A 16,663-nucleotide genomic window follows, 5' to 3' on the forward strand; every position below is an offset into this window, starting at 1 on the left:
TGTCTTCTCAGGTTTGTAACAGGGTTCGCAGCATCCGAAGACGCAGAGTGATGATGAAAAGCGGCACGCCCAGCAACGTCAGAGCAAGCCCCAGCGGGATCGTGGTTTGGGCTGCACCGGTCCGGATGATCAGGTCGGCCAGTAACACCAGCCAACTGCCCATCAACCCGGACAGGACCAGCCGGGCGCGGCCTGTCGCAGCCGAAAGAAACTGTGCCAGATGCGGGGCCATGACGCCCAGAAACACAATCGGCCCAACCGCCGACACGGCCATTGCGGTCAGCAAGACGGCCGCCAGCAACAGGACCGGTTTGACCGTTGCGGGATTCACCCCAAGGGCAATGGCGCGCTCATCCCCCAGATCAAGCGGGCGCATCAGCGGTGCGGCGAACAGAACAATTGGAAGGCTCAGTGCAGCCCAAGGGGCAAGGCCAACGATCTGCGGCCAGCTTGACAGGTACAGAGACCCGGCCAACCAAGTAGACACGGCCACGGAAATCTCGGTCGGCGTGTAAAGAACCAACAACCCGGTTATTGAGGTCAATACAGTGTCCAGTGCAATCCCCATCAACAGGATGGCCAGACCGTCGCCCACGTTGCCGCGCAACAGCGAACTGAGGATCAGCAGAAAGACTAATCCTCCGACCAGTCCCGCCAGCGGGATCAGGGCCGGCGGTGCCGATGGCAGAAACAACAGCAAGAGCATGATTGTGATCATCGTGCCCTGGCTCAACCCCAGCAGACCAGGGTCGGCCAACGGGTTCTGAGTCAGCGATTGCAGCATCGCGCCCGATATGGCCAAACACCAACCGGCAAGCGCCCCCAGCAGCAGGCGTGGCAGGCGGACATAGATCAGGGCAAAGCGCTGGTCCTCGCTCAACTCTCGCTGCATCAGTTCGGCAAGTCCGATCGGCGTGTCGCCCGAGGTCAGCGACCACAAAGCCGTGGTCAGTATCGCCAGCGACAGACCCATGCCAGCGGCCAGATTGCCCAACCGCAGGTCCAGACCGTTGCCAAACCGCAGAACCGGACGGGTATCAAGCGCGCGGGTCAGTCTCATGTCAACTGCCCTGCCCGTCCGTTCAGATATTGGTGTCTGATGATGGCGATAAAGAACAAACCACCGAGCAGATCCATAACAACGCCGGTATGCAGGGTGTAGGGCTGGAACGCCAGACGTGCTGCCAGATCAGCCAACAGGCACAGGCTTGCCCCAATCAACGCCGAGCCCAGCAGCAGCGGTCCCACCGCGGCACCAAGCACAGGGCGTGCAATATGCGGAACCACCAGACCGATGAACCCCACCGGTCCGCAAACCGCAACGGCGGATGAGGCCGCGAACACCGAAGCCAACATTGCACCCCGTGACACCAACGGGACATTGACCCCGGTGGTGCTGGCCTTGTCTGCCCCCAGAAGGATCAGGTTGAGTTGGCGCGCCAAGGTAAACAAAACGCCACAGCAGATTACCCCAATCCACCAGAAGGCAGCCAACCGATCCGCATAGACGTGATTGATATTGCCCGAGGCCCAGCCCAACAGGTCGCTGCGGCGCTGCGGGTCGGACAACAGGATGGCCTGCGTTACACCGCTGAGCAACATGGAAACAAGCGCTCCGGCCAAGATCAGGGAAAACCCGCGCGGATCCTGCGCCAGCCCGGCAAGACGCGCCACTGTCAGCGCCAGAACGGCGCCCAAGACACCGCCCGCCAGTGCGGTCAATCCATGTGCCACCAGAGATCCGGAGCTCATCAGTTGCGGCCAGATCGCTGCCCCCAACACAACCAGCAGGGTTGCGCCCGCGTTGATCCCCAGCGTTGCCGGGGAGGCCAGCGGGTTGCGCATCAGGGATTGCAGCACGACGCCCGCACAGGCCATCATCGCCCCGGTATACATTGCAATCAGCGCCCGAGGAAGCCTCTGATACCACACCAGAAAATGATCCAGCTGATCGGCATCGAATTGAAGCAGAGACCCAATCAACTGGTTCGGAGAAATCAGGCGCGTACCCAAACACAGGTTGAGTCCCAACGCCAGAATCAGGCCAGCCCCTCCCAGTATCAAGCCCATGTGCCGCCTTGATCGAACGACATCGAAGGTCATGCCGACAGTTCCACCATTTGCGGCAGGCAAATCAGTCGGCCGTTGCGATCGAAAACCTCGGCATCCATGCCAAATGTGTGCATGACATTTTCGGTTGTGATAGTGTCGCGCACGGGTCCTGCGGCCGCAAGCTGGCCGTCGCGCATCAGAACCACTTCGTCCGCGAAACTGGCGGTCAGGTTCAGGTCGTGCAAGACACAGATCACCGTCTTGCCTTTCTGACGGGTTAGCCGGGCCACCAAGTCAAGAACTGAATATTGGTAGGAGACATCCAGATGATTGACCGGCTCATCCATCAGGATCAGATCAGCATCCTGCGCCAGAACCATGGCAATCCAGGCGCGCTGGCGCTGTCCTCCGGACAGAGTGTTCAGCGGTTGGTGCGCCATATCCAGCAGACCAACTGTTTCAAGCGCATCGCGAAACAGACGCCGGTCCGAAGCGCTGGGACCCCGCATCACGCGGCTGCGTGAAAAGGCCGACAATTCCAGCATTTCGCCCAGGGTCATGTAGTCAGGACAGTGATTGTCCTGCGGCAGATACGCGATTTGGCGGGCCAGCCTGCGCCGCCTCATCTCGTGCACCGGCCGCCCATCCAGCAGAACCCTGCCCTGTTGCATGGGCAACAGCCCCATGAGTCCACGCAGCAACGTGGATTTTCCGCATCCGTTCGGACCCACAAGCGCCGTGAATCGCCCCTCGGCGAACCGATGCGACACGTCGCGCACGATCAAGTGTTTGCCATAGGCTATGGAAACGTCGCACAGTTCCAACACTGCAGGGTCCTCGTTCTTAGCTTGCGCTCCTCTTATTCCATAGTAAAAGAGTCGGCAATTATAAAGCTGGCATAAAAATCAGAGGTTAGACGATATGGGTAAGCTGCATATCGGAATGTCACTGGCACCCACATGGCTGAGCGGAGAGGCTTGGCACCGACCTGATAGCGGGATCGAGCACTACTACGAACCCGGCTTTGCTGCCGATATCGCAAAGCGGGCTGAAGTCGCAAAGATGGATTTCGTCTTTCTGCCCGACACCTTGTACCTTGATCCGCAAGTGTTGGAGACCGGCCCGGGATTTTCCAGCATGGACCCCACCATGATGATGGCCGCCATTGCCCACGAAACGCAGCGGATCGGATTGCTGACGACAGTTTCAACCACCTTCCCGCCGCCCTATGTGGTTGCCCGCCAGTTGCAAACGCTGAACCGGATAAGCCATGGGCGCGCGGGCTGGAATGTGGTGACAGCCCTAGGAGGGCACGAGAATTTTGGCCTCGACGCGATGCCTTCTGCGGAAGAACGCTATGCACGTGCCGCAGAATTCGTCGAGATCGTGCGTGCCCTATGGGACAGCTATCCCGGCGACGTGATCCTGAACGACCGCAAGACGGGTCGTTTTGCGGATGCCTCGCGCGTTAAACCGATTGCTCATGAAGGCCTGCAGTTTCAGGTTCAGGGACCACTGAACGTACCTGCCTTGCCGGGCGATAGGATACCGCTGGTTCAGGCGGGGGCGTCTGAAGTGGGTCAGGATTTCGCGGCAGCCATTGCGGATGCGGTCTTTGCCTCGACACCTGACCGGGATGCTGCGCGCACTCTCCGCACGTCTTTGCGTGCGCGCGCCGAACGCCAAGGCCGTGCGGCGGATAAGGTGCGCCTGTTGCCCGGCCTCAGCCTGTATCTGGCCGACAGCAAAGCCGAAGCGGAAGACTTGTTCCAAGCCACACATGCGCGGGCAGACCGAAACCGCGCTATTACACGGATCAAGGCGATGATCGGGTTGGACCTTGCGGACTGGCCAGAAGACCGCACGATTGCCGCCGCCGACCTGCCAAAGTTGCCCGTTCAGACCCCCAGCCGCACCCATGCAGAGCTGTTGCAGCGCATTATCCGGCGCGAGTCACCAACACCTAAGGACCTGCTCAGGTACCCGGAAGTCATGGGGTCAGGGCATTGGCAGGTTGTTGGCACAGTGCAGGATGCTGCTGATGAGGTCGCGCAGTGGGCACAGGCTGGTGCCATTGATGGATTCATCTGCGTTCCGGGTGGATCGGTCCGATCCATGCACCTGGCTTTAGAGGGGGTTATTCCCGCTCTGGTTGATCGCAGTCTGTTCCGCTCAGACTACACCAAGGCCACATTCCTTGGGCACCTCGAAGAATATTGAGAAGTTTCTTTATTGTCGGGAGCTTACCTCAGTCATCAAACTGCCAAAAGTGCGGATAAGCAAAGTACACGCATATAGGTCTTTACAAAACGCCTAAGGTGCTTCAGAAAATACCCAACTAAAAGAGTCGCCTTTACTTTTCAACTGCTGGCATGTGTGAAGTGAACTTTCCAAATTCAAGGACTAATGAACCGCTTACCTGCACATCATTACAGTGCCATCGGGCGTTGAGTACACCTTAAAGGTCTATACCTCGCTAAGCTAAATCACCAAACTCCGCAGGCACAAGTCGTTAAGGCTTTCCCACCGGACCCGACACTCTCTGGGACGCTGACATGACTGTTTCTGCACTTGACTGGCAATCGCTTTGCCCCTTCTGGCCTGATGATGTTGCACAACTTTACAGGGAAAAGGGCGTTTGGCGTGACGAAACTTTTTTCGACTTTCTGGTGGACAGCAGTGACCGGTTCGGACCCAAGACGGCCCTGATTGAGGGAAACCTCACTTACAGCTATCGGGCGCTCTATGAACGCAGCCTGATCCTGGCCCGCGCGCTAGAAAACCTAGGGTTTCAATGTGGTGATCGGGTTGTTCTGCAATTGCCAAACTCGATTGCCTTTGTCGAATTGATGTTTGCGCTCTTTCGTTTGGGGGTCGTCCCGGTGCTGGCTCTGCCTGCACATCGAGACCGCGAGATTGGCCAGTTTGCTGAATTTGTTCAGGCGCGCGCCTGCATCGTGCCAGACCGTTCGGGCGGAGACGACATGGTAGCGATGGCCGAACGAGTGAAAGCTGCTACACCGTCGATCCAGCACATCATTGTACTGGGCGATGCCCGAGAGCAAATCAGTCTCGACAACCTGAGAACCAGCGATATCTCACCCGTTGCATCAACCGGCCCCTGGCCAATGCCAGATGCCGAGGACGTGGCATGTTTTCAGATTTCCGGCGGCACGACCGGGGTTCCGAAACTGATCCCTCGAAGACATATGGAGTATCTCTACAACATCCGTTGCTCCGCCAAAGCAAGCGGTATGACTCCGGATACCCGATATCTGTGCGCGCTGCCAATTGCGCATAACTTTCCACTCGCCTGCCCTGGTGTGATGGGCACGTTGTCAGTTGGAGGAACGGCAATAATGGCTCCCGATCCAGGGGCCGAAACGTGCTTTACTTTGATCGACAAGCACCGGGTCAATATCACATCGCTTGTCCCGCCTCTGGCGATCATGTGGGTAGAGGCTGCTTTTTCCCGCGGACCACTTTATTCGCTCAGAGTGCTGCAGGTTGGGGGTGCAAAGCTCAATCCCTCCAACGCGCGCCAGGTGGCCCCAAGACTGGGATGCAAACTACAACAGGTGCTGGGCATGGCCGAAGGGCTGATCTGCTACACCGCGCTGGACGACGACATAGAGCGCATTCACGCGACACAGGGCATTCAGATGTCCGAATGGGACGAGGTGCGTGTGGCATGTGAGGACGGGACCGAGGCTGAACCCGGTCAGACAGGCGAGCTTCAGACTCGTGGGCCGTATACGATCCGTGGTTACTACAACATGCCGGAACACAATGCCCGTACGTTCTCGGCGGATGGGTTCTATTGCACCGGCGACATCGTTGCGCGTGATGCAGACGGGTACATTTCGGTTGAAGGCCGGAAAAAGGATCAAGTCAATCGCGGTGGAGAAATGATCGGCGTGGACGAGATTGAGGACCTGCTGGCCGGGCATCCCGGCGTGGTGGACGCTGCGGTTGTGGGCCGCCCCGATCCGCGTGTCGGCGAACGTCTGTGTGCCTTTGTCATCGCATCACCGGGGCGCGTCCTGAAGGGCCATGAACTGCGGCGCGAACTGGGGAAAGCCGGAATTGCGGGCTTCAAAATCCCAGACGAGTTCATTTTCGTGGATGCTTTTCCGCAAACCGGCGTGGGAAAAGTGAACAAGCGCAGCTTGCGTGACAGGCTCAAAGCCCAACATTTCGGAGAACCTGACGTATCTAGGCTCGAGGAGATGGCAGGATGATCCAAGACAGTTCGAACAACCTACATCCTGCGGCGCATCGGGCCGCCAACGCACCGCTGGATTCTGCCACACCAGAACCTGAACAGGTCAACAGTCTTGAGGACGTACGTCATGCGATCGACACCATTGATGCGCAGATTATCGGGCTGCTGAGCAAAAGGCTGGATTATGTCAAAGCTGCGGCGGATTTCAAGCCTGACCTGCAAGCCATTCCTGCTCCTGACCGAGTAAGAGAAATGCTCGACGACCGAAGCGGTTGGGCCGGCGCACTCGGACTAAGCCCGGATTTCATTACCCCGGTATTCGCCCAAATCAGCGAATGGTTCATCCGCCAGCAAATCGCGCATTGGCCAAACCGTAATAATCGATCGCGTTAAAGCTTGTTCGTACCCCACTTGAGGGTCGCTCAAAGAAACCAGGTGATGGCGCATCAGGTATGCGCCCACGCAGTACGCCAGCCTATGCCAGCACTTTCAGAACGTCATTCGCGTGACCCATGGTCCGACGCTTAACGAAAGGGGCAATTCCAATGTTGTCTGTATCTGAACGGCCCCGAGGGCCCATTTCCGGCGGCACGCCTTCCTGTTTCACCTTTCGGGGCGCAGGCCGCGTTGTTACGGCGCAGAACGCATGTTCCCCGGTGGCACCAGGTTCGGTGGACACGCTCGAGTCCAGATTGAACGACGCTTTTTCGGCTTTACCAGAAGATGTCATCGTTGGTGGTGCCCTACCATTCGATAAAACCCGAACAGATTGCCTCTGGGCGGCACCACAAACGACCAAAGCAGACCTGTCGAACGATGAAGACACACAGGAGGCGACGCTTCTGGCGCCCCGGGCCGAACCGCCTGTTCCCATCTTCGCTGATGCCGTTGCCGAAGCCATTCGCATCATGGAGATCGAACAAGGCTCTCCTGGCGCATTGCGCAAGATCGTACTGGCCCGCACACTGACACTTGAATCCAATCAGCCGTTTCAGTTCGAAGCGATCCTGTCTCGTCTCATGAATGATCCCGCTGTCACGACCTATCAGATTCAACTGCCCCATCACCAGAATGATCCGCAGAACCGCTATCTGATTGGCGCAACACCTGAACTGCTGGTGGGGAAACAAGGGCGCCGCGTTTCCTCATATCCACTGGCGGGATCTGCCCGGCGGCATGAAGATCCCGTGGCCGATTCCGAGGCCGCCGGTGCACTGGCACGCTCGGAAAAAGACAAGCGGGAACACGCCATGGTGGTCGAGTACATTCTGGACATTCTGACCCCTTATTGCCGTCAACTGACAAGGCCTGCCGGACCGGGACTGACCTCAACCCGCAGCATGTGGCACTTGGGCACCCGGATCGAGGGGGAATTGAAGCATGGTGATATTCCCTCGGCTGTTCTTGCTGCCAAGCTGCACCCAACCCCAGCGGTATGTGGTCTTCCGCTGAACCGGGCTGCGCGATTGATCAAAGAGCTGGAACCCGTTGACCGGAATTTCTACGCTGGTGCTGCCGGGTGGTGCGACAGGCGCGGCGACGGCGCTTGGTACGTGGCAATCCGCTGCGCCGAGATTTGCGGCAGACATGCAAGACTGTTCGCCGGGGCCGGTATTGTCCTCGGCTCCGACCCCACAAGCGAAAGCGCCGAGACAGGTGCGAAATTCGGCGCCATGCTGACCGCTTTGGGCCTACCACCTCTGGCCGGTCTGAACGGGACCGGACAAGCCTGAGAAGAGGAGACCCCGGATGGCACTGCCGAGAATTGCCACTTATGATTTGCCGACGGCCGCAGAGCTTCCTCCCGCTCGTGGCCCCTGGGCGCCGGACAGACAACGCGCGGCCGTGCTAGTCCATGACATGCAGCGGTATTTCTGCGCTCCGTACCCTATGAAACAAGCCCCGTTGCCTGCGGTCATCCGCAACATCGGGCGGTTGACCCAAGCGGCCCGCAATGCGGGTATCCCGGTCTTCTACACCGCGCAGGAAGGTGATCAGTTCCGCCCGGACCGAGGTTTGCAGGCGGATCTATGGGGGTCCGGTATGCGAGATGCCCCCGAGCACTGCGACATTGTCGAACCGCTGGCACCGCAGCCAGGAGATAACGTGTTGGTCAAGCATCGCTACAGCGCCTTTCAACGCTCGAACCTTGAGCATCTTCTAAGCGCCCGTGGGCGCGATCAACTGATCATCACCGGAATTTACGCGCATATTGGATGCCTTGTCACAGCAGCGGACGCATTTCAGCGTGATTTCGAGACCTTCGCCGTTGCCGATGCTCAGGCCGACTTTGACCGCGCACGTCACGACATGGCGATGAACTGGGTCGCGTCTACCTGCGGTGGGCTCTGCACGACCGAGCACTTGCTTGGCCTGTTTGGGAACGGCTGATATGCACTTGACTGGCTTTGAGAACCGCCATGCTTTTGTGACTGGTGCGGCGGGTGGTGTTGGGCAGGCTGTAGTAGAAGCCTTGACCTGCGCAGGCGCACTGGTCACGGCCACCGACACTGCGCCCGCTTTGGCAGCCATATCCATGAGTGATAATGCGCGCACAAACTGGCACGAACTGGATGTCACCAAAGAACAGGGCATTGCGGACTGTATCGCTGATGCGGAACGGCGTTTTGGACCGATCCGGCTGGGTGTCCATGCAGCGGCGGTTCTGAACACAGAACCCCTGCTGGACATGTCACCCGAAAGCTGGCGCACGCTGTTTGCAATCAATGCGGAAGGTGCATTTCTTGTCGGCCGGGCCCTGGGTCGGGTCATTGCCCAAGGCGGAGGCGGCGCGATTGTCATGATCGGGTCCAATGCCGGGGGCATCCCCCGAATGAACATGGGGGCTTATGCGGCCTCCAAAGCGGCCATGGCGATGATGACCCGCTGCCTTGGCCTGGAATTGGCAAGCCAAAAGGTACGCTGCAATATCGTTGCGCCCGGGTCGACACTTACACCGATGCTGACCGGCATGTGGGCTGACGAAACCGGCGCCGACAGCGTCATCGCGGGTAACCCGCAGCAGTTTCGCACAGGCATCCCCTTGGGCAAGCTCGCCCAACCGCATGATATAGCCCAAGCCGCGATGTTCCTGCTGTCCGACCAGGCCGGGCATGTAACAATGGCGGATCTCTATGTTGATGGCGGCGCCACTCTCAGGGCCTGAGGCGCAACTATGTCAACCCGGGTCAGTATGGCCCCTTGAAACCTTGTATGGCTGAACGGAACAATCCGACCTCGGGTCCATCCCTGACCCAAGTCCCGGCACAACCTTATTTTCCCGTTGCCATTGTTATCGCAGGTCAGAAGCACCGCATCTTCGAACTCGAACCAGACGCGCGTCAGTGGATACAGGGCCTTGAACAGGCTTTCTTTGGCGGAAAACGCAACTGTCACGTGTTCAGGCGATGCACCGCCGCGCCGTTCGGACTTGGTTAGGATTCGCGGCGCCAGCTTTGCCGCCCGGTCGGTGTCCAGCAGTGGCTCGACATCCACGCCAAGCCCCAAATAGTCGCGATGTCTACCAACAATCGCAACCGCCAGCCCGCCGCCATGACTTATCGAACCTACAAGACCCGCAGGCCAGATCGGAACACGGTCCTCCGCCGCTCCGGGGGCCAACGGCTCTCCGGTCAACGACCGAATAGACTGGCGCGCGGCACAGCGACCAGCCAGGTATTCGGTGCGGCGCTTGGACCTCGCGCGCCTCAGGTTTTCTGGCAACGGCACTGACGCGTCATGATCGCCAATATGCTTCCACGAAAAAACGGCTGGCCCTTTGGGGCCTGACCAAGGCCAGTCGTTTGTCATGTGCTGCGCTAACGAAGCGTCAAGCCGCATTCTGGCGGGTTGATATCAAAGCCCACCAAGCGTCTATTGTTGGATTGCTGGCCAACTCCTCAAATGTCACAACGATGCCCTGCGTTTTGAGTTCGGTCGAAAGCTCCATCACCCGGATTGAGTCGAGTCCGAAATAGATGAGGTTTTCGTCGGGCGCGATGTCCTCTTCATCTTCGATAAGGCTGCGCACGCGCGTTTCCAGCCAGCTACGATCCAGCATGTTCCTGTCCTTTTCTGTTGGCGAACAAATTTAAAGTGTTTCGACGATTGCCCTCTGGCGAGGCGCGCTTGCCGCGTGCTTCTCAGAAAGCTGGCGGCGGAGGGCACGTTTGTCGGTTTTCCCAACCGCGGTCAGTGGCAACGAGCCCACAAATTCCACCCGGTCGGGCAGTTTGTAATCGGCGACACCCAGTTCCATCAGGTGCCGACGCAATGCCACCGGCCGTAATGCGCCCTGCGCCACAACAAAAGCACAGCTTTTCTCACCCAGATTTGCGTCTACCACCGGAACCAGCGCCGCCTGCTGAACCTGAGGGTGCCGCAGCAGAAGCGTTTCGATCTCTTCCGCGGCAATTTTCTCTCCGCCTCGGTTAATCTGGTCTTTGACCCGCCCAACAACTTTTAAGTGGCCGGAGGGTAGACGCTGTACCAGATCTCCGCTGAAGTAGTAGCCCTGGCCGTCAAAAGCTGAGGTATTTGTCTCGGGGCTGCGGTAGTATCCACGGAACGTGTATGGTCCACGCGTGGCCAACATGCCGGTCTGCCCTTCCGGAACATCTTTCCCGGTTTCGTCAACGATCCGCACGTCGTCATCAGCACTGATCGGGCGTCCTTGCGTCGTGAAAACAACCTCCGGATCATCATCCAGCCGGGTATAGTTCACAAGACCCTCGGCCATTCCAAACACCTGCTGCAACGCGCAGCCCAAAACCTTGGGAACACGTCGCGCGACACTCTCGGCAAAGGACGCCCCGCCAACCTGCACCAACTTCAGAGAACTGAGATCGATTGGTTCAGCCTCCGGGTTTTCATTGGCTTGCTCTACGGCGCGCAGCCACATCGATACGGCCGAGGGCACCAGCGCAGCCATGGTGACCTTGTGCTTTGCAATGATGGGAAAGCATGTCTGCGGGTCTGGGTTAGGTGCCAGAACAACTGTGCCACCTGCGTGAAACACGCCGAGCGCGCCGGGGGAGCTCAGCAGAAAGTTATGCGGTGCAGGCAGGGCACACAAAAACCGGGTTTCATGCGACAACCTACAAATCTCGGCACTTGCCCGAACACTATAGTCGTAATCGTTGTGCGTACGTGGAACGAGTTTGGGAGTTCCCGTGCTTCCCCCGGAAAGCTGAAAGAACGCCACCTGATCCGGGGCCGATGGGCCAGCGTTGGCCACTTCGGTCAAGTCAGTCAAAGAGCAATCGGACACGGGGTCCAACCAGTGACTAAGACTGTTTTTTGCAGTTTCGCCCCCGCGAAACAAAACTGTCCTCAATTGACCTGACCGCGCTTTCAATGCCTCGACATATTGGTCGTCTCGGAACAGCGGGTGACCGCGATCCGCAATCAGGGCACTTGGGCCAATCTGGTCGGCATAGGCATCAAGTTCATTCTTCTTATGGTTGAACAACGCATTTACCGGAGCAATTCCACATTCGATCAATGCAAGAAACGTAATGAAAAACTCAGCACAGTTCGGAAGCTGTACCAATGCGGTGTCCCCTTGCCCAAGACCGGCTGCAGAAAACCGCCGTGCCAATGCGATGACGCGTTGTTCGAACTCACTGTAAGTCACGCTGCGCGCTCCATCGATCAGCGCGACAGTGTCCGGCCGCACCCGAGCCTGATTGCGCAGCCCGCGCGTCAAAGGCTGGTCGATCCAATACCCTTTTGCACGGTAGCGGCGCACCAAGTTCTCTGGCCAAGGCGTAAATTCAATTGGTTGTTTTTTCACGATAATTTTCCACACACTGTCCATCGAATTCCATGCGATCGCACCTGACGGCGGCTCTCTGAATCGAGCGCTCCTGTTTTTCAAATAATCGTCCAGCCACAACCAGATTTCCGGCGTGTGTATTGACGCGCTCTCATACTTGAGTATTTTTGTCGACTAATGTCAACTGCCTTAAAGGACCTCATTTTGGACCTAACGCCCATGCAAGCCGCATATTGGATCGGCGGCCATTCCTCGTCGTCCTCGGACGGAGTTGTTGCACACCTTTACGGAGAGTTTGATGCCCCCCTTCTGAATGTTGAGAGACTAAAGGCAAGTGTGCAGGCGCTTTATCTGCGCCATCCGATGCTGCGCCTGGCTGTAGCCGCAGACGGGGCACCGCAAATTGTTCCAGCCGATGGGAAGCACGCGCTGATATTGAACGATCTGAGGCATCTTCAGGGCGCGGAGTTGGATCGGGAACTAAACCGGATTCGTGACGCAAAATCGCACCAGCGTTTGGAACTGGAAACTGGCCACGCCGTTGAATTCCACCTGAGCCTACTGCCAGGACAAAGGCAACGGCTGCATGTGGACATGGATATGATACCGGCTGATCCGTCCTGCTTTGGCGTTGTGATGCATGATCTAGCGCGAATCTACACGGATGGTGGCACCGACCGGTTGCCACCTCTGTCGGATTACGAACGTTATCGCGAGCAGGCGGCTGCACATCCGGAAGAATACCGGAAAGACCGGGCTTGGTGGGCTGACCGGTTCGACACCTTCCCCCCTGCACCGAATCTGCCGCGTCCAACTGATCCAACGCAGCGGCCGCGCAGCACCCGGCTGTCAAAAAATGTATCGGCGGAAGATCGAATCGCGTTGGAGAAAATCGCCAAGTCTGCGGGTGTAACTGTGTCGAGTCTGGTTTTGGCTCTGTTTTCGGCAAGTCTGGCCAAAGCGCTGAACACCAGTCGGTTCTGCCTGAACCTACCGCGATTTCATCGGTCGGGCGCGGCGACAGGGTTGGTTGGTGACTTCTCGGATCTGGGACTGTTCGCGGCCAAGGTAGATGCAGCTGACAGTCTGAAATCCCTCGCTTTGCGCTGTTGGTCGGACATCAAGCAGCAGCTGTCCCATACAGGATACCCCGGCCCGGCCTTGCTGAGGGATTTGTCGCGCCACCGGGGTTCTGTTCAACGCGCACCGGTGGTGTTTACGGCGGGGTTGGCTACACGTGGCGCACCAATCCAGTCAGAGTTGGTGGCAGCCACCTTTGGTGAACTCACATGGGTCATTTCTCAGGGTCCTCAGGTCGCCTTGGATGTTCAGGTTGCACGGGTGCTGGATCAGATTCTAATCAACTGGGACATTCGCGAAGACATGGTTGATTTGAGCTGGACCGTGCAAGTCTTCGACATGTTCAGCGCCGCGATCACCCATATTGTGCGAAATCCCAGTGATCTGGAGCGCCCGTTGATGGACTGGGTTTCATTACCCGCAAAACCGGAACCGCAAACCACCGACGCACCTTTAAAGCCCTTACAGAAAGCCTATTTGCTTGGGCGCCAAACACAGCTGCCTCTGGGCGGCGTTGCAATGCAGGATTTTCAGCTTTTTCGCGGGACAATGTCGCTGGAACTTTTGCGTCACCGACTAGCCGCGGCGACGCGATCGAATCCGGCATTACGAACGGTGATTGACTCCCGAACGCTGACCCAGTCCATTCGCCCGGAACCTGTACTGAACCTTCAGGTTCTCGACCATTCAACGCTTGGCAAAACCGAAGCAGAACAGCAGCTCGCTGCCTTGCAAGCCCGATGGTCGCACGAGGTCTTCCCCGATAACCAGCCCCCCTGGGGAGTTATTGCAATCAAAATGCCCGAGGGTGATCTGTCTGTGATGACCCGTTTTGATGCGCTCATTCTCGATGCTCAATCCATCCTTGCATTGCTGCGGTATTTGTTCGCGCCCAAAGGCGAAGAGGACGCTGCGCCGCAACCCGCCGTCAAAAACGAGATAGTGCCGGATGCCGTTCAAAGGGCGGCGGATTCCGATTACTGGCAGAAAAAACTGGAACAGGTCCTTGGCCCTCCAAGTTTACCTTGCAGCAAGAATCCTGAACAGATCATCCAGTCTCGTTACCACCGCAAGGCGCTTACTGTTTCGCGCGCTAAGGTTCGCGATCTCAGACTCTGTGGCGCAAAACACGGGCTGTTCTTGAATGGAACGCTGACCGCCCTGATACTCGAAGTTCTGGCACGCTGGACCAGCGACTTGAAACCCTGCGTGGCGGTGCCTGTCTCTCCGGGTGGCAGTGGATCGTCTTCGGGGAATACCTCGTCCTTTATCGCTGTGGCCTACGACGGGGCGCAGGGCAGCTTTGCGGACCGGGCCCGGCAGGTACAGAAGGACATCCTCGAGGGTTTGGAGCACACCGCATTTTCGGGTGTCGATCTAAACCGGATGCTGTTGAATCGGAACGGTGGCGCTCTGGCCTTGCCGGTGGTGATCACAAGCGGACTAAGCTGGCCCACGCAGCATCCGGACAGTCCGATGCAGTACGTCGACGGCCTCACGCCTACGCCGCAAACAGCATTGGACATCCGGCTTACGCTGGATGCTGACCGGAACCTCGTACTGTCTCTCGACTACGCGCAAGAAGCGCTGTCCAAAGAGGTGGTGCAAGACCTGCTCAACGCCATCCATCGCGCCATAACTGCGCTGGCTACCGCCGACGATCTGGTTTTGACCGCATCCGACTATGTGAATCTGGCGCATTACCAATTGAACGATCCGGCTGAGCCATTTGAATGCGCCCGATTTCTGGAACGCATCGGCAGGAACATCTTTGATGGCCGGACCAGCGCCCCCGCTCTGATCAGAGGCGACACCACTGTCACTTACGAAGAACTCGGAACCTCTGTCCTGGCTGCGATTGCCGGGCTGCGCGCCAATGGTCTGTCGAAAGGTGATCTTGTCGCAATCTGCCTGCCACGCAGCCCCGACCATATCATCTTTCAGTTGGCCTGTGCCCTGGAAGGGCTTCAGTGGGTGCCCATCGATGCCAGTGCGCCTGAGGCCCGCCTGAAATACCTGTTGGATGCCTCTGCGCCCAGCCTTGTGATCGCACGACTGGAAATACGGGGGCACAAATGCGCTTCACCGCAATCTCTGTTGGGGCATCCAATCGACGGTATTACGCCACCTGAAACCGATACTTTACGCGGGCGCAGCTGTTCCGCAGACCCCGCCTATTACCTTTTTACCTCGGGCACGACAGGGAAACCGAAATGTGTTTCCGTCAGCAACCGCAGCACGTCTAACACGCTGGGTCGTACCTTGGAGCATTGGCAGGTCAATGATCGGGATGTGCTGATCTCGGTCACGCCTCTGCACCATGACATGTCGGTATTCGACGTATTTGGAGCCCTCACTGCCGGAGCGGTGCTGGTTCTGCCGGATGAGGGCGAGGAAAAGGACGCTATCCAGTGGGCGCAGCTGGTTCGGGACCACAAAGTTTCGATCTGGATCTCTGTTCCGGCGATACTTGAGATGCTGTTGGCCTGTAGCCGTGATGGGGATCTGCACAGCCTACGGCTTATTGCGCAGGGCGGTGATTACATCAAACCAACCACGATCGCGTCGCTGCGCAATTTTCTGCCCGACGCAAGGCTGGTGTCGCTGGGTGGTCCGACCGAAACAACTATCTGGAGCATTTGGCACGATATCGGGCCGGAAGACGTGCAGATCATTCCCTATGGCCGTCCGCTGAAAGGGTGCAGGTATTTCGTTTGCAACGAACTGGGTGAACACTGTCCGGCGGGTGTCACCGGCAGGATTCACACGACAGGAATCAATCTATCCTCTGGCTACATGGTGGATGGGGCGCTGGTACAGACGGATTTCGTGACTCTGACCGATGAGCAGAACCGCTCTCAGCGTGCGTTCAAGACCGGGGATCAGGGGTACTATCGCCCCGACGGCACATTGATTTTTGCCACGCGCATAAACGGTTATGTCAAAATCCGGGGGGTACGTGTTTCGCTGACCGATGTGGAAAACGAACTGAGCGCGCATGACAGTCTACACCATGTTGCCGTGGTCGATCTGCCTGAGGTTGACGGGCGTGAGGCAATATTGGTCGCGCTCTGTGTAGCTGCCGAGTCCGGCGCACCGGACCCTTCCGACCTGCGCGCCTTTGCACGGCAAAACCTGCCCGAATCCCATGTGCCAAGCCGGTTTTTGATGGTTGATGCCTTGCCGCTCAGCGCCAATGGCAAACTGGATCGCAACCGCGCCCGCGACCTTGCGCAGCAACCGCAAAAGGACAGCGCTGACTGCGGGCAAGTGCTGACATCAGCAGATCGTGTCCTGGATATTTATCTCTCGGTCATTGACCGCTCAGCGCCTGCGGACTTGCAGCAAGACAGCCCGTTGATCGCCTTAGGTCTGAGACCCTCGCATCTGGCCGAAGTCGCCAGCAGGCTGAACTCTGCCTTTGGTGCGTCGGTAACGCCGGGTGCGTTGATAGGGTGCAGAACGGCCAGGCAGGTCTCGGATCTGTTGGCGCGCGCCGCGTGAGGCCGAAACAAACTGCGACAGACACA

At 58.1% G+C, this 16,663-nt stretch carries 13 protein-coding genes; 7 read left to right on the forward strand and 6 right to left on the reverse strand.

Annotation, left to right across the window (positions count from 1 at the left end; translation table 11 throughout):
- Positions 1-7 precede the first annotated feature (7 nt).
- Genes ACR0KW_RS15785 through ACR0KW_RS15795 form a run of 3 tightly spaced genes read right to left on the reverse strand, consistent with a single transcriptional unit; the run spans position 8 to position 2,879 of the window.
- Positions 8-1,060 carry a FecCD family ABC transporter permease gene (locus tag ACR0KW_RS15785; RefSeq protein ID WP_480805854.1) on the reverse strand — a complete coding sequence of 351 codons (1,053 nt, stop codon included), beginning with the start codon at positions 1,058-1,060 and terminating at the stop codon, positions 8-10.
- On the reverse strand, positions 1,057-2,070 hold the full coding sequence (locus ACR0KW_RS15790; protein ID WP_480805855.1) for a FecCD family ABC transporter permease: 1,014 nt from the start codon (positions 2,068-2,070) through the stop codon (positions 1,057-1,059). Before ACR0KW_RS15790 ends, ACR0KW_RS15785 begins: the two co-directional genes overlap by 4 nt.
- A gap of 29 nt (positions 2,071-2,099) precedes the next feature.
- Positions 2,100-2,879, reverse strand: coding sequence for an ABC transporter ATP-binding protein (locus ACR0KW_RS15795; protein ID WP_480805856.1), 780 nt, complete (start codon positions 2,877-2,879; stop codon positions 2,100-2,102).
- Between the two features lie 94 nt (positions 2,880-2,973).
- Here ACR0KW_RS15795 and ACR0KW_RS15800 point away from each other — a divergent pair, with 94 nt between their 5' ends.
- From ACR0KW_RS15800 to ACR0KW_RS15825, 6 genes are all read left to right on the forward strand, one after another.
- On the forward strand, positions 2,974-4,272 hold the full coding sequence (locus ACR0KW_RS15800) for an NtaA/DmoA family FMN-dependent monooxygenase (protein WP_480805857.1): 1,299 nt from the start codon (positions 2,974-2,976) through the stop codon (positions 4,270-4,272).
- A gap of 335 nt (positions 4,273-4,607) precedes the next feature.
- Positions 4,608-6,293, forward strand: a complete 1,686-nt coding sequence (locus tag ACR0KW_RS15805) for a (2,3-dihydroxybenzoyl)adenylate synthase (protein WP_480805858.1) — start codon at positions 4,608-4,610, stop codon at positions 6,291-6,293.
- A complete protein-coding gene (locus tag ACR0KW_RS15810) occupies positions 6,290-6,670 on the forward strand; it encodes a chorismate mutase family protein (RefSeq protein ID WP_480805859.1) in 381 nt (126 codons plus the stop codon). Before ACR0KW_RS15805 ends, ACR0KW_RS15810 begins: the two co-directional genes overlap by 4 nt.
- A 299-nt stretch (positions 6,671-6,969) precedes the next feature.
- A complete protein-coding gene (locus ACR0KW_RS15815; RefSeq protein WP_480805860.1) occupies positions 6,970-8,010 on the forward strand; it encodes an isochorismate synthase in 1,041 nt (346 codons plus the stop codon).
- Positions 8,011-8,026: 16 nt separating this feature from the next.
- Positions 8,027-8,668: an isochorismatase family protein gene (locus ACR0KW_RS15820; protein ID WP_480805861.1), complete on the forward strand. Its 642-nt coding sequence runs from the start codon at positions 8,027-8,029 to the stop codon at positions 8,666-8,668.
- A 1-nt stretch (position 8,669) separates the two neighbouring features.
- Complete coding sequence (locus ACR0KW_RS15825; RefSeq protein WP_480805862.1) at positions 8,670-9,443, forward strand: SDR family oxidoreductase; 774 nt, start codon at positions 8,670-8,672, stop codon at positions 9,441-9,443.
- Here ACR0KW_RS15825 and ACR0KW_RS15830 read toward each other — a convergent pair.
- From ACR0KW_RS15830 to ACR0KW_RS15840, 3 genes are all read right to left on the reverse strand, one after another.
- Positions 9,410-10,006 carry a 4'-phosphopantetheinyl transferase family protein gene (locus tag ACR0KW_RS15830; protein WP_480805863.1) on the reverse strand — a complete coding sequence of 199 codons (597 nt, stop codon included), beginning with the start codon at positions 10,004-10,006 and terminating at the stop codon, positions 9,410-9,412. The genes ACR0KW_RS15825 and ACR0KW_RS15830 overlap by 34 nt on opposite strands.
- Before the next feature lie 100 nt (positions 10,007-10,106).
- Positions 10,107-10,337 (reverse strand): phosphopantetheine-binding protein, encoded by a 231-nt coding sequence (locus ACR0KW_RS15835; protein WP_480805864.1) that lies wholly within the window; start codon positions 10,335-10,337, stop codon positions 10,107-10,109.
- Between the two features lie 30 nt (positions 10,338-10,367).
- Positions 10,368-12,095: a (2,3-dihydroxybenzoyl)adenylate synthase gene (locus tag ACR0KW_RS15840; protein ID WP_480805865.1), complete on the reverse strand. Its 1,728-nt coding sequence runs from the start codon at positions 12,093-12,095 to the stop codon at positions 10,368-10,370.
- Between the two features lie 177 nt (positions 12,096-12,272).
- Between ACR0KW_RS15840 and ACR0KW_RS15845 the strand changes: the two genes are divergently transcribed.
- Positions 12,273-16,637 carry an amino acid adenylation domain-containing protein gene (locus ACR0KW_RS15845; RefSeq protein WP_480805866.1) on the forward strand — a complete coding sequence of 1,455 codons (4,365 nt, stop codon included), beginning with the start codon at positions 12,273-12,275 and terminating at the stop codon, positions 16,635-16,637.
- The last annotated feature ends 26 nt before the right edge of the window (positions 16,638-16,663 follow it).

The sequence above is a fragment of the Ruegeria sp. CG11 genome, assembly GCF_056537245.1.

What these genes read in the sequence shown, in the direction of transcription:
- ACR0KW_RS15790 (WP_480805855.1), bottom strand. Translation starts at nt 2,070, where the DNA reads ATGGGCTTGATACTGGGAGGGGCTGGCCTGATTCTGGCGTTGGGACTC.
- ACR0KW_RS15835 (WP_480805864.1), bottom strand. Translation starts at nt 10,337, where the DNA reads ATGCTGGATCGTAGCTGGCTGGAAACGCGCGTGCGCAGCCTTATCGAA.
- ACR0KW_RS15820 (WP_480805861.1), top strand. Translation starts at nt 8,027, where the DNA reads ATGGCACTGCCGAGAATTGCCACTTATGATTTGCCGACGGCCGCAGAG.
- ACR0KW_RS15840 (WP_480805865.1), bottom strand. Translation starts at nt 12,095, where the DNA reads ATGGACAGTGTGTGGAAAATTATCGTGAAAAAACAACCAATTGAATTT.
- ACR0KW_RS15805 (WP_480805858.1), top strand. Translation starts at nt 4,608, where the DNA reads ATGACTGTTTCTGCACTTGACTGGCAATCGCTTTGCCCCTTCTGGCCT.
- ACR0KW_RS15825 (WP_480805862.1), top strand. Translation starts at nt 8,670, where the DNA reads ATGCACTTGACTGGCTTTGAGAACCGCCATGCTTTTGTGACTGGTGCG.
- ACR0KW_RS15800 (WP_480805857.1), top strand. Translation starts at nt 2,974, where the DNA reads ATGGGTAAGCTGCATATCGGAATGTCACTGGCACCCACATGGCTGAGC.
- ACR0KW_RS15785 (WP_480805854.1), bottom strand. Translation starts at nt 1,060, where the DNA reads ATGAGACTGACCCGCGCGCTTGATACCCGTCCGGTTCTGCGGTTTGGC.
- ACR0KW_RS15810 (WP_480805859.1), top strand. Translation starts at nt 6,290, where the DNA reads ATGATCCAAGACAGTTCGAACAACCTACATCCTGCGGCGCATCGGGCC.
- ACR0KW_RS15845 (WP_480805866.1), top strand. Translation starts at nt 12,273, where the DNA reads ATGCAAGCCGCATATTGGATCGGCGGCCATTCCTCGTCGTCCTCGGAC.